The sequence below is a fragment of the Sphingomonas sp. GC_Shp_6 genome (assembly GCF_026540835.1).
Taxonomy (GTDB): domain Bacteria; phylum Pseudomonadota; class Alphaproteobacteria; order Sphingomonadales; family Sphingomonadaceae; genus Sphingomonas.
In genome coordinates this window covers 148,540-170,564 of the sequence record NZ_JALNUO010000006.1, presented here as the reverse complement: position 1 = coordinate 170,564, position 22,025 = coordinate 148,540, and the positions used below count along the sequence as shown (strand labels likewise).

At 69.9% G+C, this 22,025-nt stretch carries 19 protein-coding genes; 7 read left to right on the top strand and 12 right to left on the bottom strand.

Annotated features, from left to right (window positions below):
* The first annotated feature begins 228 nt into the window (after positions 1-228).
* Positions 229-552: a hypothetical protein gene (locus tag OXQ95_RS09825; protein ID WP_267381372.1), complete on the top strand. Its 324-nt coding sequence runs from the start codon at positions 229-231 to the stop codon at positions 550-552.
* Positions 553-621: 69 nt separating this feature from the next.
* Positions 622-1,602, top strand: a complete 981-nt coding sequence (locus tag OXQ95_RS09820; protein WP_242098357.1) for a cation diffusion facilitator family transporter — start codon at positions 622-624, stop codon at positions 1,600-1,602.
* A gap of 4 nt (positions 1,603-1,606) precedes the next feature.
* On the opposite strand, the gene OXQ95_RS18810 is transcribed toward OXQ95_RS09820, so the two are convergent.
* From OXQ95_RS18810 to OXQ95_RS09790, 6 genes are all read right to left on the bottom strand, one after another.
* On the bottom strand, positions 1,607-3,004 hold the full coding sequence (locus OXQ95_RS18810; RefSeq protein ID WP_267381371.1) for a sugar transferase: 1,398 nt from the start codon (positions 3,002-3,004) through the stop codon (positions 1,607-1,609).
* Positions 3,001-4,779 carry an alpha/beta fold hydrolase gene (locus OXQ95_RS09810; RefSeq protein WP_267381370.1) on the bottom strand — a complete coding sequence of 593 codons (1,779 nt, stop codon included), beginning with the start codon at positions 4,777-4,779 and terminating at the stop codon, positions 3,001-3,003. Before OXQ95_RS09810 ends, OXQ95_RS18810 begins: the two co-directional genes overlap by 4 nt.
* 25 nt (positions 4,780-4,804) lie before the next feature.
* On the bottom strand, positions 4,805-5,716 hold the full coding sequence (locus OXQ95_RS09805; RefSeq protein WP_267381369.1) for an amino acid--[acyl-carrier-protein] ligase: 912 nt from the start codon (positions 5,714-5,716) through the stop codon (positions 4,805-4,807).
* Positions 5,716-6,927: an acyl-CoA dehydrogenase family protein gene (locus OXQ95_RS09800; RefSeq protein ID WP_242098353.1), complete on the bottom strand. Its 1,212-nt coding sequence runs from the start codon at positions 6,925-6,927 to the stop codon at positions 5,716-5,718. The genes OXQ95_RS09805 and OXQ95_RS09800 overlap by 1 nt, the downstream gene beginning before the upstream one ends.
* The gene (locus OXQ95_RS09795) at positions 6,917-7,168 is read right to left on the bottom strand and encodes an acyl carrier protein (protein WP_267381368.1); all 252 of its coding nucleotides are present in this window, start codon (positions 7,166-7,168) and stop codon (positions 6,917-6,919) included. The genes OXQ95_RS09800 and OXQ95_RS09795 overlap by 11 nt, the downstream gene beginning before the upstream one ends.
* 67 nt (positions 7,169-7,235) lie before the next feature.
* The gene (locus tag OXQ95_RS09790) at positions 7,236-8,018 is read right to left on the bottom strand and encodes a WecB/TagA/CpsF family glycosyltransferase (RefSeq protein WP_267381367.1); all 783 of its coding nucleotides are present in this window, start codon (positions 8,016-8,018) and stop codon (positions 7,236-7,238) included.
* A 110-nt stretch (positions 8,019-8,128) separates the two neighbouring features.
* On the opposite strand from OXQ95_RS09790, the gene OXQ95_RS09785 reads away from it, so the two are divergent.
* On the top strand, positions 8,129-9,781 hold the full coding sequence (locus OXQ95_RS09785; protein ID WP_267381366.1) for a GMC family oxidoreductase: 1,653 nt from the start codon (positions 8,129-8,131) through the stop codon (positions 9,779-9,781).
* Complete coding sequence (locus tag OXQ95_RS09780; RefSeq protein WP_267381389.1) at positions 9,781-10,710, top strand: NAD-dependent epimerase/dehydratase family protein; 930 nt, start codon at positions 9,781-9,783, stop codon at positions 10,708-10,710. Before OXQ95_RS09785 ends, OXQ95_RS09780 begins: the two co-directional genes overlap by 1 nt.
* On the opposite strand, the gene OXQ95_RS09775 is transcribed toward OXQ95_RS09780, so the two are convergent.
* The 4 genes from OXQ95_RS09775 to OXQ95_RS09760 are packed head-to-tail and all read right to left on the bottom strand — an operon-like array spanning position 10,668 to position 15,635.
* Entirely contained in the window at positions 10,668-11,999 is a 1,332-nt protein-coding gene (locus tag OXQ95_RS09775) for an oligosaccharide flippase family protein (protein ID WP_242098348.1), read from the bottom strand. The two genes, OXQ95_RS09780 and OXQ95_RS09775, sit on opposite strands and share 43 nt — an antisense overlap.
* Positions 11,989-13,632 (bottom strand): glycoside hydrolase family 44 protein, encoded by a 1,644-nt coding sequence (locus OXQ95_RS09770; RefSeq protein WP_267381365.1) that lies wholly within the window; start codon positions 13,630-13,632, stop codon positions 11,989-11,991. The genes OXQ95_RS09775 and OXQ95_RS09770 overlap by 11 nt, the downstream gene beginning before the upstream one ends.
* Entirely contained in the window at positions 13,629-14,939 is a 1,311-nt protein-coding gene (locus OXQ95_RS09765) for a hypothetical protein (protein ID WP_267381364.1), read from the bottom strand. The genes OXQ95_RS09770 and OXQ95_RS09765 overlap by 4 nt, the downstream gene beginning before the upstream one ends.
* Positions 14,940-15,635 carry a polysaccharide biosynthesis/export family protein gene (locus OXQ95_RS09760; protein ID WP_267381363.1) on the bottom strand — a complete coding sequence of 232 codons (696 nt, stop codon included), beginning with the start codon at positions 15,633-15,635 and terminating at the stop codon, positions 14,940-14,942. It abuts the gene before it with no gap.
* 129 nt (positions 15,636-15,764) lie between these two features.
* Between OXQ95_RS09760 and OXQ95_RS09755 the strand changes: the two genes are divergently transcribed.
* The gene (locus tag OXQ95_RS09755; RefSeq protein ID WP_267381362.1) at positions 15,765-17,822 is read left to right on the top strand and encodes a hypothetical protein; all 2,058 of its coding nucleotides are present in this window, start codon (positions 15,765-15,767) and stop codon (positions 17,820-17,822) included.
* 3 nt (positions 17,823-17,825) lie between these two features.
* On the opposite strand, the gene msrB is transcribed toward OXQ95_RS09755, so the two are convergent.
* Positions 17,826-18,278, bottom strand: a complete 453-nt coding sequence (gene msrB, locus OXQ95_RS09750; RefSeq protein ID WP_242098343.1) for a peptide-methionine (R)-S-oxide reductase MsrB — start codon at positions 18,276-18,278, stop codon at positions 17,826-17,828.
* Between the two features lie 243 nt (positions 18,279-18,521).
* Between msrB and OXQ95_RS09745 the strand changes: the two genes are divergently transcribed.
* Both OXQ95_RS09745 and OXQ95_RS09740 read left to right on the top strand, forming a co-directional pair.
* Positions 18,522-19,343: a ferredoxin--NADP reductase gene (locus OXQ95_RS09745; protein ID WP_267381361.1), complete on the top strand. Its 822-nt coding sequence runs from the start codon at positions 18,522-18,524 to the stop codon at positions 19,341-19,343.
* Between the two features lie 114 nt (positions 19,344-19,457).
* Positions 19,458-21,215, top strand: coding sequence for an aspartyl protease family protein (locus tag OXQ95_RS09740; RefSeq protein ID WP_267381360.1), 1,758 nt, complete (start codon positions 19,458-19,460; stop codon positions 21,213-21,215).
* Positions 21,216-21,536: 321 nt separating this feature from the next.
* Here OXQ95_RS09740 and OXQ95_RS09735 read toward each other — a convergent pair whose 3' ends face one another.
* On the bottom strand, positions 21,537-21,986 hold the full coding sequence (locus tag OXQ95_RS09735) for a PaaI family thioesterase (protein WP_267381359.1): 450 nt from the start codon (positions 21,984-21,986) through the stop codon (positions 21,537-21,539).
* Positions 21,987-22,025: the final 39 nt, after the last annotated feature.

Below are 22,025 nucleotides of genomic sequence, written 5' to 3'. Positions count from 1 at the left end.
GTCCGATCTTCGAAGCCGTTCGCGCCCGACCCTGCCGAAGCACGCTCGCCGCAGTCGACCTTGGCGGCGGAAAAGGCCCTTCGACAAGCTCAGGGCGAACGGAGCGACCTAAGATCATAAGCCTTTAAACCCGCGTGCATCCCGCCCAAAGCCGAGCGACAAGCGGCCTGGGCGCGGCTATGCTGGGGGCGCCCGTTCGGATCGGGCGCGGAACACAGGAGAGCGACGATGGGCTTGTTCGACGGATTGCTCGGCCAGATCGCCGGAAGCACGGACGTGGCGAATCTCGCGGCCAAGGTGGGGCTCACCCCCGAACAGGTCGAACAGGCGATCGCCGCACTCGGCCAGCAGCACACCGCCCCCGGCGACACGGTCGCGGGTGCGGCGGATCAGACCGGATTGCCCACCGATACGCTGCAACAGATCCTCGGTCATCTCGGTGGCGAGGGTGCGCTCGGCAAGGTCGCGGCGATTCTCGGCGGCGGCGAACTGGGTGGCGCGGAACAGGGCGGCATCGGCGGGATCCTGGGCGGGCTGTTCGGCAAATCCTGAGCCGTCCGCGTCCTAGTATCTCACGCGCAGGCCGGTGTAGGCGGCGCGGATGATTCGAAGGAACGCGCGATGACCGGCCACGCCCACCATCATGGCCATCAGCATGACGGTCACGACCACGCCCATGGCCATGGGCATTCGCACGGGCATGGCCATTCGCACGGCCACGGCCATGTCCATGCCCCCGCCAATTTCGATCGCGCCTTCCTGATCGGGATCTCGCTCAACATCGCCTATGTGCTGGGCGAGACGATCGTCGGCCTGCACGTCTCGTCGGTCGCGCTGCTGGCGGATGCGGGGCACAATCTGTCCGACGTGCTAGGGCTCGCGGTCGCCTGGGCGGGCGCGACGCTGGCGCGCTCGGCGCCCTCCAAGCGCTTCACCTATGGGCTGAAGGGTTCGACGATTCTCGCCGCGCTGATGAACGGGCTGCTCCTGCTGGTTGCGCTGGGCGCGATCGTGCTGGAGGCGGCGCAGCGGATCGGCGACCCGCATCCGACGGCGGGGCTCACCGTCTCGGTGGTCGCTGCGGTGGGCATCGCGGTCAATCTGGGCACCGCGCTGCTGTTCGCGCGCGGGCGCAAGGGCGATGTGAACGTGCGCGCGGCGTTCCTCCACATGGCGGGCGATGCCGCGGTGTCGGCGGGCGTGGTGATCGCCGGCATCGTCATCTGGCGGACGGGGCTCGGCTGGATCGATCCGGTCGTCAGCATCGTCATCGCGGTGCTGATCTTCTGGCAGACCTGGGGGCTGCTGCGCGAGACGGTGGAGATGACGCTGGCCGCGGTGCCGCGCGGCATCGATTTCGACCGCGTCGAGGGCGCGCTCGCTGCCCTGGCGGGCGTGGACCGCGTCCACGATCTCCACATCTGGCCGATGAGCACCACCGAACCCGTGCTCACCGCGCATCTGGTGATGCCCGCCGGCCATCCCGGCGACGATTTCCTGCGCGCGGCCGAGGCGCTGCTGCACGATCGCTTCGGGATCGGCCATGCGACGATCCAGGTCGAATGCGGCGACTGCGCGCTGGCGGCGCCCGGCACCGTCTGAGCGGTCAGAAGGCGTTGCGGTGGAACACGACCCCCGCCGTGCCGATCAGGATCCGGATGTCGCGCCAGATCGACCAGCCGCGCATATAGGCGACGTCGGCGCGCAGGCGGTTCTGCAGATCGCGTTCGGCGACGGTGGCGCCGCGAAAGCCGTGGACCTGCGCGAGGCCGGTGATGCCGGGCTTGATGGCGTGCCGATCCCAGTAATGCGGATCGACCTCCCAGAACAACCGATCGCCCGCCAGGCTGCCCAGCGCATGCGGCCGGGGGCCGACGATGCTCATGTCGCCGATCACGACGTTCAGCAACTGCGGCAGTTCGTCGATGCTGGTCGCGCGGATGATCCGGCCGACGCGGGTGATCCGCGGGTCGCCGCGCTCGGTCGATCGGTCGCCCGCGCGGTCGCACAGATCGTCGCGCATGCTTCGGAATTTCAGGATCGCGAACAGCCCGTTGCCGCGGCCCATGCGCGGCTGGCGGAAGAAGATCGGCCCCGGGCTGTCGATCCGGATCGCGACGGCGACCACGAGCAGCAGCGGCCACAGCAGCGCCAGCGCGGCAAGCGCGACGGTCAGGTCGAACGCGCGCTTCAGCAGGCGGTTCATCGTGTCGAGCGGGCCGAGCGATACCACCGCCGTCGCGCATTCGCCGAAGCGCGAGGCGCGCAGCATGCCGATCGCGGCGAGTTCGGGCAGCACGATCTCGCCCTGCACGTTCGCGCCCTTCAGCGCCGCGGCCCAGGCTTCGCGCCGCGCGGGCTGGCATGCCACCACCACGCGCTCGGCGCCGCCGATCGCCGCGCACAGCCGGTCGAGCGCATGAGGATCCTTCAGATCGGGGCGCAGATCGTAGAGCGCGGCGTCGATCACCGGCGATCCCGCGGGCGCGTCGATCGCGACGCCATCGACGAGCATCATGGTGGCGATCGGCGGCCCGCTGGCGATCGCCTCGGCCAGTCGGCGGAGGGCCCAGCGGCTGGTCACGAGCAGGACGCAGCCGAACGGACCGGCAAGCGGCACCACGCTGCGCGAGATCGGCGTTTCGGCATGGATGTACACCGCCACGAACATCGCGACCGCGATGGCGGTCACGAACGCGGTGATCGAATCGCGTGCGGTGCGGCGCCAGTCGAGAAAGAAGCGCGCGCTGTACGGCTTTCGCTGGACGACGATGCCGTAATAGATCGGCAGCATCACCACCAGGCTGATGAGCGCCGAGGGGTCGACCACCGGACCGAACCGAACAAGATCGCCGAGCAGAAAGGCGAGCGCGAGCGCGAACCCGTCGCCGAGTGCGAGCAGCGCGTAGATCGCGATGCGCCGCGTTCGCGGCGCGGAGCCGCGCCTGCTGGGATAGGACAACGCCACCGCATCGACGGTGGTAGGCGGCCGATCGGGTCTCACGCGGCGGCCCGGCACGACGGCGCGACGCGGGGCGGCAGCGGGCTCGGCACGCAGGCGCGCTCGCCATGCGCGTCGATCGCGGCCTTCATCACGGCGACGCTGAGATCCGCATGGCGGCGACGCACCGACACGCCGTTGAAATGATGATCCGCGCGGTCGAGCAGCACCATTCGCGCGGGCGCGAACGCCGCCAGCCGACGCGCCTTGCGGCCGAACTTCATGCTCATCTCAGGGAGGCCCGGATCCTCGTCGCTGAAGACGAGCGTGGAATGCACGCCACGCTCGGCCAGCGTGCGCATCTGCGCGCGGACGATCGCGATCTCCGAGTCGGGCGCAGGCGGCAACAGGCTGCGGAGCGCGTGCGCCGCCCGCAGACCACCGCGCTTGGCGAGCACGCGCGCGATCCCCTTCAGGTCCGCCTCGCCCGACAGCGCGCGGCGCCATTCGCCGGGATTGCGCATCGCGCGCAGATACGCCTTCAACGAGCGCTTGTTGTCGCGCACCGCGACGCGGATGTCATCGCCATAATGCCAGACGAACTTCTGGAGGTTGACCACGAAATTGCCGACCACGCGGCGGTCCGCCAGCGTCACCTGCAAGGCGGTGTGCGCACCCGAGCACAGCCCGAACGCCACCACGCCGGCAAAGCCCGCCTCCGCCAGCCGGTCGATCCCGGCGACGCCCTCGGCGATCCGCTCGGGGTCGTAATGGGGGTGACGGGCATTGTCGCCGGCCGGGCTGTCGCCCATCCCTGTCAGGTCCATGCGCAGCGAGGCGGTCCCCTCCCCTGCCATCCGCCGCGCGAGCGCGACATAGGCGCCGCCATTGCCGATATGATGCGTGCTGCCCTCGTGCAGCAGCAGCGCGGCGATCGAGGCCGCCGGCGCGGCGCGCGGCCGGCACAGGATGCCGAACAGCACGCCGTCCGCACCGAAACGCACCGGCTCCTCGACGAAGTCATCCGCCTCGAGCACCGGGGTGACGGCGACGGCCGCAGCGCTGCGGCCGGACGACACCGGCATGGCATGCTCCACCAGCCACGCCGCGATCGCGGCGAAGCTCGCCTGCGGGATCTGGCTGGTGGTGGGATCCTGCATCCAGCCTTCGTAATCGGCGAACGGCCGCTCGGTGACGGCCATGCCCGCCGCGCGCCATGACGTGGCAAGCTTGGCGGTGCGGCGGTCGCCGCGTGCCGGGTTCATCATCACCGGGCAGGCGGGCGGCGCCTGAAGGTCGATCGCGGCGACCGCGCGCTGGAACGCGGCGGGCCAGTGAAAGCCGTTGGTGTTGAGCGCGTGGTCGCTTTCGATCGGCATCACCGGATCGAGCCCCGACAGGCTCGCGACCGCGGCCGCCGCGCGCGTCTCGCGCAGAAAGGCCTGGCCCGACAGCACCGGCGCCATCAGCACCAGCGCGCTCGCCTCGCCCATCCGCTCCGCCGCCAGCGTCGCCACTGCCGCACCGAGGCGCAGGCCGACCATCGCGACCGCCTCCACGCCGCAGCGCTGGCGCAGGCAATCGGCCGCGCGGACCGCGTCGTCCACCAGCCCGTCGAGCGTCGCTTCGGCCGCCACGCTGTCGCCGGTGCCGCGCGGATCGAAGCGGAGGGTGGGGAAACCCGCCGCCGCCAGCCGTTCGGCCAGCGCCATCATCCCGTAATGGGTGCACACCTCTTCCTGCGCGAAGGCGGGGCACAGCACCACGCCGGGACGCGCGGCACCACCCTGCGCTTCGTGCAGCCAGCCGAAACAGCCGTCGAAATAGATCGGGGTCACAGCGCCACGCCCGCGCCGGCCCGGATCAGTCGAGCCCAAGCGTCGCGCGGACGCTTGCGGGCCAGTCGGACAGTTCGAAGCCATGATGGCGCAGCATCGCGAGCACCAGCCGCTCCATCCCGAAGGCGCAGCATGCGGTCTGCGCCGGCTGGCCGTCCGGCGTGCGGATGTCCCAGGTGTCGCCGAAATAGCTCATATGATAGTTGAAGCTGAGGCACGCGGTCGGCCCCGCGCCGTCGTTCACCGGCACCAGCAGCTCGAATTTCAGGTTCTGCATGCGCTGGCTGTCGGCCATCAGCTTGCCCGCGCGGCCGAAGAACGGATCGTTCGCCACGTCCACCTCGAACGGCAGCCCCAGCGAGCGCGCGAACGCCTGACCGCGCTCCATCCAGTCCTCGCGAAAGGCGAGCACCTGTTCGGGCGTACCGATGCGGACATATTCGCGCATCCGGAAAAGCTGGAGTCGGGTCGGCTCCAGCGACGGTTCGTGGCGGAAGCAATAGGAGGCGACATCGACCAGATGCCCCTCCGTCGCCAGCACGCCGCGCTGCGCCACGATCGGATAGACCGAGTAGCAGGCGGCCGGCGTCAGCACGAGATCGGCGGGCTGCTGATTGCCCATCCAGTCCTCGCCGCGCTCCATCTGGCCGAGCAGCGCGTGGTGCGCGCGGTCGTCGCCGCAGAAGCAATGCACCGTCCCCGCGAAATGCGGGAAATTCTTCATATAGCCGCTCTTCTCGAACGTCTTCTGCGCCATGGCGGGCGGAAAACGCATCACCTCGGGCGCATCGGCGAGCCCCGCGCGCGTGATCGCGCGATCGATCCCGTCATGGATCGCCTCGAAGACGCCGTTGCGCCCCCACAGCCCGTCCACCCCGGTCGGAAACAGGATGCCGGCCGCGACCAGCCGCGATCGGAAACTCGTCTGCATATCCATCACAAGGTCCCCAATTCGGTGCGTTGCGCGAGCAGCAGCGTGCCGGTGTTCGCGGCAATCCGGTCGTTCGAGATCATGAGCTGCGCCGACAGGATGTCGCGCAGCATGCGGCCGATGCTGAATTCGGTGCCGTTCTTATACCCGGCCATGCCGCAGATCAGCAGCGCCTGGAGCACCACCTGGTGGCACATCTCCGACACGTCGTGCTTCAGCGTATTAAGCGTGGCGGCGCGCGCCATGCCGGCCGGCCATCCCGCCTCGTCCGCGCCGACGACCGTGCGCTCGCTGCCGAGCGTATGACAGGCATCGAAGCGGCCGATCAGATCGTGGAGCCGCGCCTGCATCAGATCGAGCTGCCCTGCCGCGCGCATCAGCCGCGCCGCACCCGGCAGGACGACGCCCGGCTGGCGCCGCGCCTGCGCGCGCAGGAACTGGCGCGCGCGAGACAGCGCCTCGACCGCAATCCCGGTCCACACCGCGCCCCAGAGCAGGTGCGAGACGGGCACCATCGAATCGGCGGCGATCTCGGCAAACGGCACGGGCAGGATCTGCGCCGCCACGCCGTCGCCGGCGAAGGTGAAGGCCGTGCTGCATGTGCCGCGCATACCGAGCGCATCCCAGTTGCCCGTCGCCTCGACGCGGCTCTGCGCCTTGAGGATGGTGACGAGTACCTGATCCGAGGCGGGCGCCTCCGCATCGCGGCGTGCGGTGACCAGATAGGCATCGGCCTGCTCGCCATAGGAGACGGTCGGCGCCTGTTTGACGATCGCCACGCGGCCGTCGACGGCGGGCGCCGCGCACAGGCTGGAGCGCATGTCGCCGCCGATCCCCACTTCGGAGGTGATCGAGGCCAGCAGCAATCCCTCGGCGGCGATCCGGCCGGCGAAGTCGCGGTGCCAGGGCTGGTCCAGACCGTGCGCGACGATGCACGCCACCTGGATCTGGTGCATCGCATAGATCATCGCACTGGACGAACAGGCGCGGCCGAGCCGCTGCGCCTGATGCGCGATCGTCGCGAGCGTGGCGCCATGGCCGCCCAGATGCACCGGCACCATCGCGCCGAGCAGCCCCTCCTCGCGCAACGCCGCGATCGCCTCGGCCGGGAAGCGCCCTTCGCGATCCACCGCATCGGCATGGTCCGCGGCGATCCGCGCCACGCGCTCGATCCCCGTCAGCGGCACTTGCCCGGGCAGACGCGTGTCATGCAGCACGCGACTGGGCTCCCAGACCCGCGATCACGGCAGAGAGCGAAGCGATGCTCTGAAAGGTGGAGCGCACCAGCAGCGCATCGGGAAAGGCGACGTCGAATTCATCCTCGATCGCCAGCATCACGCCCACCGTCGCGAACGAGGTGAGCCCCGCGGCGAACAGGTCGTCGCGCGGCGCGAGATCGGCCGCCGGCTTCGACAATCCCGCCACTTCGTCGAGGATCGTGCGCAGTTGCTGTTCCAATGGACTATCCTCAAGGCTCGGTCGGCGCCCGGATTAGGGCTGTCGGGGTTAAGATCGGGTAAGGAGGTCAGCGGCCGCGCAGATCGGCGACCGCCGCGCGCAGGAAGCCGAAGGCGCTGGGGCCGTAGCGGCGCAGCATCCGCTTGGGCTCCAGCGCGATGCGCCACAGCCATTCGAGGTTCAGCCGCACCATCAGCGCGGGCGGCGGGGTCGTCTGGCCGAGGATCAGCCGGAACGACTGGCCGACGCACAGCGCCCAGCAGGGCGGCAGCAGCGCGCGGTGACGGTGCACGAACAACTCGCTCTTGGGCGCGCCGATGCACAGGAACAACAGGCTGGCGTCGAAGCTGCGGATCGCGTCGGCGAGACCGATGCCATAGGCCAAGTCGCGGTCGAAGCCGAACGGCGGCACATGAGTCTCGCACGCAAAGCCCGGCAGCGTTTCGGCCCCCCAGGCGGCGATCGCCGCCGCGCTATCGGCGCTGTCGACCACGAAGAAGCCGCGATGCCCGATTAGCGCGGCGGGATTGGCGAACATCGCCTCCACCACCTCGCGCCCCGTCACCCGGCCGGGCAGATCGAGCCCGCGCAGCCGGGCGAAGCGATAGACCGGAAAGCCGTCGGCCACGACGATCTGCGCCCCGCGCAGCGCGGCGGCGAATTCGGGATCGGCGTTCGCCAACGCGACGTGCTGGATATTGGGGGTGGCGAACAGCCCGACGCCCTCGGCCGCGCTGCGCCGGACGGACAGCATGCGCTGTGCGCTCTGCGCGACGTCGAGATCGCCGATCCGCATCCCGAACACGGGCTTGCGCCGCCGCCGTTCGATGCCGCCGTGCTGGAGGTCCATGCCGTTTCGTCTCCTCGGCCGCCGGCTACCCGCTCGGCGTTAACATCCCCTCACCGCGAAACTGCGCGTGCGTTAACCGACGTGAAGCGCTTGGCCGCTATGCCCGGCGCGTGATCCTGAGCGCGCAAGACCTAACCGGCCCCGAGGCCCTGTCCGCCGACATCTGCATCGTGGGCGCGGGCGCGGCGGGCATCGCGCTCGCGCTCGCGCTCGGCGATGCGGGCCGCGACGTGCTGCTGGTGGAGGCGGGCGGCACGCGGCACGACGCCGCGGTGCAGGACGCCTATCGCGGCACCGTGACCGATCCCGCGCTTCACCCGCCGCTCGACGAATATCGCGAACGCCGGCTTGGCGGCAGCACCACGATCTGGGGCGGGCGCTGCATGCCGCTCGACCCGATCGATTTCGAACCGCGCAACTGGATTCCCGAAAGCGGTTGGCCGATCGGGCCCGAGGCGCTGGCGCCCTATTACCCGAAAGCCAACGCGCTGTGCGAGGCGGGCGCGTTCGATTATCGCGCCGACACCGCGCTGCGCCCTGGCGCACGGCCGATGATCGCAGGCTTTCGCGGCACGCATTTCTCGACCGACCGGCTCGAACGCTTCAGTTGCCCGACCGATTTCGGCACGCGCTACCGCGACCGACTCGCCGCCTCGCCGCGCATCCGCCTGCTGCTGGATGCCGCGGTCGCCGATATCCGGCTCGATCCGGACGGCACTTGGGTGGAAGCGCTCGACCTGCGCCGCCGCGACGGCACGCCGATCGCCGTATCGGCACGGCAGTTCGTGCTCTGCGCCGGCGGACTGGAGACCGCGCGGCTGCTGCTCGCCAGCCGCACCGTTCACCCGAACGGAATCGGCAACCATCATGACGTGCTCGGCCGCTATTATATGAGCCATCTGGCGGGCACGATCGGCAGCTTCGTGCCCGCGGGCGGCCGCGATGCGGTCTGGCACGGCTATGACGTGGCCGAGGACGGCACCTATTGCCGCCGCCGCCTTGCGCTCGCCGAGGATGCGCAGCGCGCGCACCGGATCGGCAATTTCGTCGCGCGCCTCCACCATCCGCGCATCGCCGATCCGTCGCACGGCACCGGGCCGCTGTCGGCGCTGATGCTTGGGAAGGCACTCGTGCCCCGCCGCTACCGCGCGCGGCTGGCGGACGATGACGGGGACGCAGGCCTCGGCCGGCTGCTGCACCACGCGCTCAACGTCGCTCGCCAGCCGCTGGCGGTGGCGCGCTTCGCGACCACCATGCTCGTCGGCCGCCGGTTCGCGACTCGCAAATATCCGTCCGTCGTGGTGGTGCCGCGCAACGGGCGCTACAGCCTCGACTTCCATGCCGAACAACAGCCGAACCGCGACAGCCGGGTGTATCTGGGCACCGATCGCGACGCATGGGGCATGCCGCGGCTCGTCGCCGACTGGCGCCATGCGCCGGGCGATATCGAGACCGTGCGCGTGGCGCTCGCACTGCTCGCCGAGGATCTCGAACGCTCGAGCTGCGGGCGCTTCACCTATGATCCCGATAGCGTCGCGGCGGAGGTGATGCGGTACGGCGCCTATCCCGGCCACCATATCGGCACCGCACGGATGGGCACCGATCCGCGCACGAGCATGGTGGACGGCGACGGCCGGGTCCACGGGATCGCCAATCTCCACCTCGCCGGCGCGGCGGTCTTCCCCACCTCGAGCCAGGCCAACCCGACGCTCACCGCGGTCGCGCTGGCGCTGCGGCTGGCGGATCGGCTGGCGGCGGCGTGATGCAGGTGCTGGTGCTGGGCGCGGACGGGTTCGTCGGGCGCCGAGTCGTCGCCGCGCTGGCGCTGGCGGACTGGGCGACGCCGATCGCGGGCGTGCGCCGCGACGGATCCGCCACCCGCCGCGTGCTCGACGCCACCGACGAAGCCGCGATCGCGGGCGTGCTGCCGGGGATCGATGCGGTGGTGAACTGCGTCACCGGCGACCGCCGCACGATCGTCCGCAACGCCGCCGCGCTGTTCGCCGCGGCGCGCGATCGCCGGATCGTGCATCTCAGTTCGATGGCGGTCTATGGCGCGGCGACCGGCCGGATCGACGAAGACACCCCGCTTTGCGGCCGATCGGACGGCTATGCCGCGGCCAAGATCGCGGCGGAACGGCTGGCGCGCGGCATACCCGACACCGTCCTGCTGCGCCCCGGCTGCATCTATGGCGCGGGCAGCACGCAATGGTCGCTGCGCATCGCGCGGCTGCTCGCCGAGGGGCGGATCGGCGATCTGGGCGCGGGTGGCGACGGCTGCAGCAACATCGTCCATGTCGACGACGTGGTGGCCGCGATCCTCGCGGCGCTGGCGGACGCCGAGCAGCGCGGGCCGTTCAACCTGGCGATGCCCGACGCGCCGCGCTGGAACGGCTATTTCCGCGCCTTCGCGCACGCGCTCGGCACGGTGCCGATCCGCCGCATCCCGGCGTGGCGGCTCGATGTGGAGGCCAGAGCGCTCGCGGTGCCGCTGAAGCTCGCCGAGTCGCTCACCCGCCGCGCGCCGCCGCCCATCCCGCCCTCGCTGGTGCGGTTCTGGCGGCGCGACGCGACGCTCGATTCCGCCCGCGCCACGCGCGCGCTGGGGGTCGGCTGGACGCCGCTCGACACCGGCGTCGCGGAGGCGGCCTATTGGTGCGCGACGCGGCTCGGGCGGCGCCACGCACCGTAGAGCGCGCCGAGCGGCACGAAGCCCAGCTCGCGGCGGCACACCAGGGTCACGCCGATCGCGTTCACCACCATCGTCGCCGCGGTCGCCAGCGCGGCGCCGTTCGCTCCCAGCGGCCGTGCGAAGCAGACCAGCCCCGCGATCAACGTGAAGAGCGCCAGCGCGTTGATCCGCAACAGCGATCGCGCATAGCCGGTCATGCCGAGCAGTTCGGGCGTGGTGGTCGTCAGCGTCGCGGCGAGCTGCCCCACCAGCAGGATGCGCAAGGCGGGCGCGGCCGGCTCGAACTGGCTGCCGAACAGCATGAGGATGCGCGCGGGCTCCAGCGTGACGAGCAGGATGGGCACGATCGCCAGCGTCAGCGCAAAGCCGATCGCACGGCCCGCCTCGCGCACCAGCCCGGCGCGATCCTCCAGCACATAGAGGCGGGCGAAACGCGGCGACACCATCGAGGCCACGCCGCTGACGAACATGTAGATCACGAGCACCACGCGCCACGCGATCGCATACAGGCCCACCTGCTCGGCCGACGACAGCGCGCCGAGCACGAAGGGCGGCGCCGCGCTGATCGCGAGCTGCACCAGCTCAAGGCTGAACAGCGACAGGCCGGTGGCGAGCAGCGGCGTCGGCGCGGGCTCGGCCTGCCCGGCCACGCCGTTGCGCCGTGGCAGATCGCGGACGAGCATGATGCCGCCGATCAGCGTCGCCAGCGTCATCGCGACCGCCACCGCCGCCAGCGCGTGCGCCGCGCTCAGCGGCAGCAGGAAGGCGGTGACGCAGAACAGGCCGGGCCACAGCCAGGTATAGACGATCTGGCTCTGCGTGACGCGGTGCAGCCCCGCCAGCGCGCCGGCGATCGCATTGCCCATGTTCTGCGGCACGATCAGCAGCGCGCCGATCAGGAACAGCGGAACCATGTCGGGCTTGTGCATCACCCACATCGCCAGCGGCCAAGCGGCGGCGGCGGCGATCGCGGTCAGCCCCAGCGACAGCGCCAGCACCACCGCGAACGCACGGATCATCGACGCGCGGGCGGAGGCGGCATCGCCGCCCGCCAGCACGCGTGCCATCTCGCGGGTGAGCGCGCGGTCGATGCCCAGCCGCCCCAGTCCCGACAGCAGCAGCATCGTGCCGAAGACGATGTAGAAGGCCCCGACCTGCGCCAGCGGCAGGCGCAACGCGATCATCAGGTGCATGCCGTATCGGCACGGCACGTCGATCAGCCGCGTGCCGGTGGTGACGAGCGATCCGCCATATTGGCGGCGCAGCCGGCCCAGACGATCAGCGCGCATCGGGGTTCAACGCGAACAGCGTGACGCTCTGCGGCGGCAGGACCGCATCGGCATGGCCGCCGGCATAACGGGCCGGTGCGAGCGGAGCGAGCCGCCCGGCGGCGAGCCGCGTCCCCGACAGCGTGCCGGACGCGCCCAGATGGGTCAGCGCCAGCGTCACCGGCGCCGCCGCATCCGCGCGCTTGTTGATCGCGATCACCGTCAGCACCCGGCCGCGCAACGCGGCGAAGGCGGAGACGGTGTCGGGATCGGGCACCCGCGCCGCGACGCTCGTGTCACCGAAGCCGCCGCCGCGTCCGTCCGGATTGCGGAAGAGCTTCATCGCCAGATAGACGGGACTGCCCGGCGGCGGCGTCATCCAGCGCGCCGCCATATCGAGCCCCTCGCGCCCGAAGATACCCAGGATATCGGCTTCCGCCGTCGCGCCGTTCATGTGGTTCGGCGCCCCCCAGTCGTATTCGGTAATCGCGATCGGCGTGCCCGGATCATAATAGCGCGTCACCCATCCGCGCAGCCGCGGGATCAGCGCGACGCGATCCTTGATCCAGCTTTCGTCGATATAATCGGGGTCCCAGAGCGACCGGGTCGAGCGGTTGCGCCGCGCCTGCATCGCGGGCGACACATCGTCGTCGCCACCACCGCGAAACTCGCCGCCCTGCGGATAGACATGCACGCTGACCACGTCGACCGGGTGGCCGGCGCGCTTCCACTGCATCAGCAGCCACGGGATCAGGTCCATGCCGCCGGTTTCGCGCGTCCGGTCGGGCAGGTTCGCATAGCCATGCGCGTCGCCCGCCTGCTGGTCGAAGCCGCTGTAGCGATAGCCGCCCCAGCCCCAGGCCTCGGGTGCCACCGTCTTCGCGGACGGGTCTATCGCCTTCACCATCCGCGCATAGTCGATCGTCAGTCGCGCCTGCTCGCTGGCGTGCAGCCCCACGGGATGAACGTCGCGGTGGATGTCATGCCAGCGCGTCGGCTCGTTATCCATCAGGTAGAAGGGAATGCCGCCCCGCGAGGCGGGGCCGAAGCGGGCGACGAGGCCGCGCACCCATTCGCGCCGTTCGTCGATCCCGGCCGGGCGTGCGGCGTCGCGCGGATCGTTGCCGGCGACGGGCGTTCCGTCCGCGCGCACGCCATTGCCCGCATCGGGCAAGCCCGCCGCGTCATGGTCCGCCTGCGCGCCGTAACGCGAGACCGCGAACGCCGCCTGCTTGCCGCCGCGGGGCGCGAGCGCCGCGGCCCAGCCGATCATCGGCACGCTGACCATCGGCGCGGCGCCGCCTGCCCGCGCGGACTCGACGAAGCGCGCACCATATTGGGCGGGTTCGTCGGCGCCGATCGGCATGCTTTCGAAATACCAGTCGCGCCCGGCGCCGCGCGCCTCGGTGCGCGGATCGTAGAGCGAGGCGCTGTTGCCGCCCGATCGGTCGAGCGCGAGGCGCAGGTCGCGCGCCGCCACCGGGCCGGCGAAGCTCGCGCCATAGATCAGCGGGCTGATCGGGTGACGGTCCGCGCCGGCGTCGATCGCGATCCGGACGACCCCGTCGCCAGGCGCGGGCGAACCCGCCAGCGCTGCCAGCGACAGCGCGCCCGCACCCACGACGGCGATGCCGAGAAGAAGCGCGTGCCTCACCACCGGACTGCCCGCGATGCGGTGGCCTCTTGCCGCAGATCGGCCAGCCGGTGGGCACCGACCGCCAGGATCAGCGCGAGTTCGCCCGGCGCCATCGTCATGGGAAACATCTCCGAGATCAGGATCGCATAGACCAGATAATCCTGCAGCGCGGCGACGAAGGGGTCGTCGCGCATCCGTCGCAGCACCGCGAAGATCAGGATCCCGCGCACCGGGATCGCGAGGATCAGAAGCGCCCCCACCAGCCCGAATTCGAACAGGATCCCCATCCAGGTGATGTCGGCCAGGAAGAAGAAATGGTTGAAATAGGTCATCATGCCCGCCGGATCGACCGGGCTGATCGAGCCCACGCCGAAGATCCAGCGGAGCGGATCGGTGCCGAGGAACGCGATCGCCTTGACGGTGGATATCCAGCGCACGTCGAAGGCGAATGCCTTGTCGGTGCTGAAGATCGACGCCATGAACGGCACCGAAAACACCGCGGCGACGGCAAACGGCAGCAAGCCGACCAGGATGATCTTCATCCGCGGGCTCGCCGCCAGGAAGATGTTGATCGTCGCCATCAGCATCAGCCCGAAGATGATCGACCGCATCCGCACCAGCGCGAAGATCAGGCCGAACCCCGCGCCCCAGGCCGCCAGCCAGCCCGGCCGCCAGTGCGCGAGGAAGCGGCGATAGGCGTAGAGCAGCCCGACGATCCCGAAGAACATCGGCAGGCGGATCCGGTTGCCGCGATTGTCGGCGCCGAGCAGCGGCGCGTCGCCCGCCACGTAATGCGCGGCATAGGCCGATTGCGGCGCGAGCGCCCAGATCACCAGCAACAGGACGAAGCTGACGACCGCGCAGACCAGGAAGCCGGCGGCGAGTTCGCGCATCGTCGGCCGCAGCCAGCGCAGCAGCCCCAGGAACGAGAAGAAATAGAGCAGAGGCAGCAGCTTCACCTGCGAGGTGAGCGCGACGAAGAAGGTCTGCTGAAACGTGCCGAGCGCGATGAACGTCGGCACCAGCGCCAGCCACAGGAAGCTCAGCAGCATCTGCCGCGCGCCCACCGGGCGCGCGCCGGCGAACAGGAACAGCGCGAGCGGCAGCGAGATGATCGGAAACGCCTTGGACATCGCCCACAGCGCCGGCACCGTCTTCACATAATGGAAGCTCTGCCCGAACAGCGGCAGCAGCAGCGTGAACACCAGCACCCGCATCCAGCGCAACTCGCGTAGCGCCTGCCACGCGCGGCGCACCGGCACGGACGCGAGGTCAGGCGCCGCGGCGGCGGGTCGCAGCGGACCGGACGCGATCCGCGTTGCCACCTAGCGCCCGATGACCGCGTTGGTGCCGAGGCTGTAGTTGAGGCTGCGGCTGAACGGCAGCAGCTTGTTGATATGCTGGTCGATCCACAGATCGGCCTCGGCGATCGAGGAGCGCGGCACGAACACGATGTCCTGCGGCCGAAGCGCGATCCCGGTCCCTACGCCGCCATGCGCATAGGCGCGCAGATCGGCATAGGATTGGACGATCGTGCCGTCGGAGTTGCGATGGATGACGACGATCCGCTTCGACTTGGCGGTCTCGAGCGCACCGCCCGCGCTGATGACCGCCTGCAGCGGATCGAGCGAGCCATTGAGCTTCACCGCACCCGGCGTCTTCACCTCGCCGCCGACATAGACCACCGCGCCATATTGGCGGATCGCGACGGTCGGCCGCGCATCCTCAACCACGCCCTCGCGGCGCAGCGTCGCGGAGATCAGCGCCGCGGTCTCGTCGATCGTCCGGCCGCCCAGCGCCACGTTGCCGACGATCGGGATCGCGAACCGGCCGTCCGGCCCCACCGGCCCGGCATGATCGAGTTCGGGATTATAGGGAAAGGTGACGGACACCTCGTCGCCCGGGCCGATGCGATACGCGTCGCCGGCCTGCGCGCCCGCTGACCCGGCGCAGGCCAGCAGCGCGGCGGCACCGGCGATCCGCATCTTCGCCATCATCGCTGTCGTCGCGCCGTTCGGCATCGCGGGTTCCTGTCCGTGGTTCGATGATCTGCGCCTAACTCCCAAGCCTTAATGGAACGGTAAGAGCATCGGCGGATAAGCGGCGCCACGCCACGATCGGTGCGCGGACATGGGGACGGTGCAACCGCGATGCTCGATTTCACCGCCCGAACGGCGGCACATGACGGCACGATCGCGACGGGCCCGTTCGCGTTGCGCGACCTGCTGAACGGCCTGTTCTATTACCGGCGCGCCGCTGCGATCGTGGCCGGCACGATCGTCGCGATCGGCGTCCTCGCCGCCCTGCTGATGCCGCCGACCTATAGCGCGGAGGCGCGGCTGCTGCCGCTGAGCGCTGGGATCTACAACGTGACGGACGCAGGCGCCGCGCCGCAGCCGGGCCAGGTGCTCGACCCCGCCGCGGTGGTGAACGTCGAATTGCAGCTCCTCGACAGCCTCGAACTCCACCGCAACGTCGTCCGCCGCCAGCTCGGCCCCGTCGCCACGCCGGCGCAGGTTAACGCCGCGCTCGATTCGTTCGAACGGCATCTGCACGTCACCAAGGCGAACGAGGCGAACGTCATCGAGCTGACGTTCACCGCCAACGACCCGACCGTCGCGGCGAACGCGCTCCACGATCTGATCGGCCAGTATTTCGAGAGCCGCGCGAACGTCCTCACCTCGGGCCGCGTCGCTTTCCTCCAGGAGCAGCGCGACAAGGTGAAGGCGCAGCTCGACCGCGCGAACGCCGCGATCGCCGTCTTCCAGCAGCAGAACGGCGTGCTCGACATCGCAGCGCAGGTGGCCGGCGCGGTCGCGCAGGACGATCTGCTCCACCGCAACCGGCTCGAGACCGAGGCGACCTTGGCCGATGGCCGCAAGAGCCTCGCCACGCTCGGCAGCGAAGCGCATGGCGTGCCGAGCGACGTCGTCCTCTACAGCGACAACACCGAGGCCGCGCGCGCGCTGGGCGAGATGCAGACGCAGTTGCTGACGCTGCAGGCCAAGCGCGCCGATCTCGCCTCGCGCTTCATGAAGACCTCGCCGCAGGTGGGTCAGGCGGACCGCCAGATCGCTGCGTTGCAGGCGACGATCCGCCAGCAGCAGGGCACGCTTGTCACCACGCGGCGCACCGGGCGCAACCAATTCTTCGATTCGACGCGCGACCGGCTGGCGCAGGCCCGCGCCGGGGTGGAGGGCGCCGCCGCACGCCGCGCCGAACTCGACGCCCAGATCGCCGCCTCGGGCGCGCGGCTGAAGCAGCTGACCGCGGTGGCGGATCAGCTCGCCGCCATGAAGCTCGATCGCGACGTGCTCGCCGACAGCTTCAAGTCGCTCTCGGCCCAGGTCGAGCAGGCGCGCGTGCAGCTCAACCAGACCACCGATGCGGGCAGCCCCAACGTCCGCATCATCGAGGCGCCGACGCCGCCCGCCAAGCGCAGCAACCCGCCGCTGCTACTGATCGCCGGCAGCATCGTCGCCGCGCTGCTGATCGCGGGCGCGACGCTGTTCGTGCTCGACAGCTTGCGGGAGGTGTTCCTGTCGCCGGTCGAGACCGAGCGCGCGCTGGGGGTTCCCGTGCTGTCCGCGCCGCTGGAGGATCCGGACGACGGCGGCGGGATCAGCGCTTCGACGCGGCGCGAATATGGCCGGATGATCGCCGCGATCGATTCTAGCGGCGTCGGCGGCACGCATGGCGGCCGCGCCGTCCTGCTGCTCGCCCCCGATTCGCGGATGAGCCTGCAAAAGGCGGCGCTGGGCCTGGGCCGCGCGATCGAACGACGGGGGATCGGCCGCGCGGTGCTCGTCCGCTTCGGCGACGACGCTCCCCTCCCCGCGCCCGACGGCACGATCGCGATCGAATATCTGGGCGAACTGGCGACGACGGTGATCGCGATGGCCGCCGCGCGCGGCATGCCCGGCGAAACCGATCCGATCGCCGCGCTCCGGTCGCATTACGACTATGTCGTCGTCACCGCCCCGCCGACATCCGAAGGCTATGAGAGCATCGAGCTGGCCACGCTGGTCGACCTCGTCGCGCCCGTCGTGGAAGCCGAGCGCACCCGCCGTCCCGTCATACGCAGCCTGTTGAAGCAACTGGATGAGATCGGCGCGCGGACGCTGGGGCTCGTGCTGCTGGAACGCCGGTCGCACATTCCGGGGTGGCTCTACCGGCTCCTCATCGAACGGCGCTTCGCCCGAAGCTGAGCATCAGGCGCCGACATCCTCCACCTGCGCCACGTAATCGCCATAGCCCTGCGCCGCCATCTCGTCGCGCGGCACGAAGCGGAGCGAGGCCGAATTGATGCAGTAGCGCAGACCGCCACGATCGCGCGGGCCGTCGTCGAACACATGGCCCAGATGGCTGTCGCCATGTTTCGAGCGCACCTCGGTGCGCGTCATGAACAGCGAGCGATCGGTGAGTTCGGCCACGTTGGCCGGCTCGATCGGCTTGGTGAAGCTCGGCCAGCCGCAGCCCGATTCATATTTGTCGGCGCTGGCGAACAGCGGTTCGCCCGAGACGATGTCGACATAGATGCCGGGCGCCTTGTTGCCCAGCAGTGCGCCGGTGCCGGGGCGTTCGGTGCCGTTCTGCTGGGTCACGCGGCGCTGCTCGGGCGTCAACGCGGCGATGGCTTCGTCGGTCTTGCGATAGATGGTCATGATGTCCTCCGGTTCGCCCGGAGATGGGGAGCGCGGCCCGCACTGTCGAGGCCGGTGCCACGACGGTTGACATCGCAGGCCTGCTGACTAACGAGGCCGGTTCGCAAACCCCAATACCCCAATGGCGCGACATCGGCGCTCCGCCGGCTCGCCGGCGCGGGTCGAAGGCGGCAGGGCTCGCCCGGACAGGATGCCGGACACGATGCCCGCCGACGCTGCGACCAAGGATTTCGAGGACCGTTCATGACCATGACCAGCCGAACCCCGACCCGCATCCCGGAACAGGCGGCGTTCCAGACGGTGGAGGTGCGCTGGGTGCGTCACTGGAACGAGCATCTCTTCAGCTTCGCCGTCGAGCGGCCGGCGAGCTTCCGCTTCCGTTCGGGCGAGTTCGTCATGATCGGCCTGCCGGGCGAAGGCGACGGCAAGCCGCTGATGCGCGCCTATTCGATCGCCAGCCCCGCCTGGTCGGACGAGATCGAGTTCCTGTCGATCAAGGTGCCCGATGGCCCGCTGACGTCGCGCCTTCAGGGCGTGCAGGCCGGCGACCAGCTCTATATGGGCCGCAAGCCGACGGGAACGCTGGTGCTCGACGCGCTGCTCGGCGGGCGGCGGCTGTTCCTGCTGTCGACCGGCACGGGCCTGGCGCCCTTTCTCAGCCTCGCGCGCGATCCCGATGCCTATGCGCGCTTCTCGCAGGTGGTGATCGTCCATTCGGTGCGCCGGGTGAGCGATCTGGCCTATCATGACGAGCTCGCCGCGCAACTGGCGGACGATCCGCTGGTGTCCGAACAGGCGCTGGAGCAGTTCCACTATGTGCCCACCGTCACCCGCGAGCCGTTCCGCACCAACGGGCGGATCGAGGCGCTGATCGCGGACGGCCGGCTCTTCGCGCCGCCCGTGGTGGGCGAACCCCGCTTCGATCCCGAGCATGACCGGGTGATGCTCTGCGGCAGCACCGCGATGATCCGCGAAACCGCCGAGATGCTCGACGCGCGCGGCTTCACCGAGGGATCGAACGCCAATCCCGGCCAATATGTGATCGAGCGCGCCTTCGTCGGCTAGCGGCGCGCAGCGCCGTCGCCGTCGCCGTCCCCGCCCAAGGGCTCTTGCAGGAGAGCCGGCGCCGTGGAATCATCCTCCGGGGAACGATGTTCGGGGGGACGACGGATGGCACGCGTGGCACGAAACGCATTCAGGACGGCCGTGCTCGCCGCCGCTGCGCTGGGCCTCGTACCCACCGCGACGCATGCGGCGCAGTGTCATCTGTCGAAATATGTCGACATTCCGGTGACGATGGCCGGGCGGCGGCCGGTCGTCACCACCCAGATCAACGGGCGCGACGCGCGCTTCATCCTCGACAGCGGCGCGTTCTTCAGCACGATCGCCAAGGCCAACGCGCTGGAATACGGCCTGAGCATCCGCGAGCTCGGCGGCGGTGGCGCGCGGCTGAAGGGCATCGGTGGCGACAGTTCGCTGGGCGTGACCACCGCCAAGGAGTTCCGGATCGCGAACATCCCCATTCCCCGGATCGAGTTCGCGGTGGGCGGCAGCGACACCGGCTATGCCGGGCTGATCGGCCAGAACATCCTGGGCCTCGCCGACGTCGAATATGATCTGCCGCACGGCTTCGTCCGGCTGATGAAGGGGCAAGGCTGCCGCGGCGAAGCGATGGCTTATTGGGCGGGCACCAAACCGATGACGCTCGTCCAGCTCGAGCCGATGGGCGTCGGCCAGCGCCACACGATCGGCACCGTCCATATCGACGGCAAGCCGATCCGCGCCGTATTCGATACCGGCGCCGAGGGATCGATGCTGACCCTGGCGGCGGCCAAGCGCCTCGGCATGGCGCCGGGCGACGACGCCCATGGCTATTCCTACGGCCTGGGACAGAAGCGCGTCCGTTCCTGGCGGATGCGCTTCGCCTCGATCGACATCGGCGGCGAGGCCATCGCCAAGCCGTGGATCGAGGTGGCCGACGACACGCTGGACGGGCCCGACATGCTGATCGGCATCGACTTCTTCCTCACCCACCGGATCTATGTCGACAACCAGAACCACCGGATGTTCATCACCTACGAGGGCGGCCCGATGTTCGGCCTCAACCCGAAAGGCGCGGTCGACAACAAGGGCAAGGGGCTGGACCTGACCGACCATAGCGGCGAGCCGACCACGGCTCTGGGCTACAGCCAGCGCGGCGCGATCCTCGCCACCAACGGCCGCTTCGACAACGCCATCGCCGATTTCGACAAGGCCGTGGCGCTCGCGCCGGCGGACCCGCATTATCTCTACCAGCGCGCGATGGCGCGGCTCGGCAACCACCAGCCGTTACTGGGCGCGGCCGATCTCGACCGGGCGATCGCACTGGCGCCGACCGACGCGGAGGCGCACCTCGCGCGCGCGCGGCTGCGGCTCGGCGCACACGATCAGGATGGCGCCATGGCGGATCTGAAAGTGGCCGACGCCGCGCTCGCGCCCTCTTCGGACATGCGCAAAGGGCTGGCATCGATGTACGACGCCGCCGGGGTGCCCGAAGCCGGGCTGGCGAGCTGGGACGCATGGCTGAAGAGCCATCCCGAGGATAACGGCCGCGCCACCGCCTTCAACGGCCGATGCTGGGCGCGCGCGCTGATGAACACCGCGCTCGACAAGGCGCTGGCCGATTGCGACTCGGCGCTGCGCCTCCATCCCGGCGAGGCGGCGTATCTCGACAGCCGTGCGCTCGTCCGGCTGCGTCGCGGCGAGTGGGATCGCGCACTGGCGGATTACGACGCCGCGCTGGCGGTGCAGCCGCGCAACGCCTGGTCGCTTTATGCCCGTGCCATCGTCGAACAAAAATTGGGTAAGGCCGCGCAGGCCGACAGCGATCGCGCCAAGGCGTTCGCAATCGATCCGCATGTGGAGGATCGCGCCAAACGTTACCATGTCGGGGCATGAAGCGGTTGATTGCAAAAACTGCAATCGCGGATGTCGGTCTTTGCAGTTGCGAGAGTTCGTGATGCAGTGCAAAAAAACTGTGCCTTTCAGGCATCCTCTCCTAAAAACTTATCGGCCGGTCTCTGACCGGCCTTTTTTTGTGCCCCGTCTTCGGGCATGCCGCTCGCGTTGACGTCGCCGGGCATAAAGATATGCGCAGGAGCGGAGCCGCCGGTCGAACCGGCACCCGGTCGGCGGTTGCGTTGGGGGATCGAGCGGGCATCGCTCTCCCCCAATTGCCGTTAGCCCGCACCCGCCGCTTCGGCCTTCAGGGCCATCGAGTCATTCGCGCCGTTCGAAGACCAGCAGCGTCGAGGTGGCCGAGGCGCACAGCCGCCCCTCGCCATCGAACAGCTTCGCTTCGGCAAAGGCCACCCGGCGGCCCATCGTGACGACGACGCCCTCGGCCCGGACGCGTCCGCTCCGGTCGCTCAAGCCGCGATGATAGGCCACTTTGAGTTCGAGCGTCGTATAGCCCTGCCCCACCGCGAGCCGCGAATGCACCGCGATCCCGCACGCGCTGTCGAGCAGCGTCGCGGCATACCCGCCATGGACCGACCCGATCGGGTTGTAGACGCTGCGCCCCGGCTCGCCTTCGAACACCGCGCGGCCAAGCTCCACTTCGGCCAGTACGAAGCCAAGCGTTTCCCCGATCGGCGGCTGCCGCCCCGATGCCTGCATCGCACGGAGTTGCGCCAATCCATCGAGCGCGGCGAAATCGCTGTCGGTCATGGCATCACTCCGGGGCTTGCAGAGGTTGGATCGCGGTGA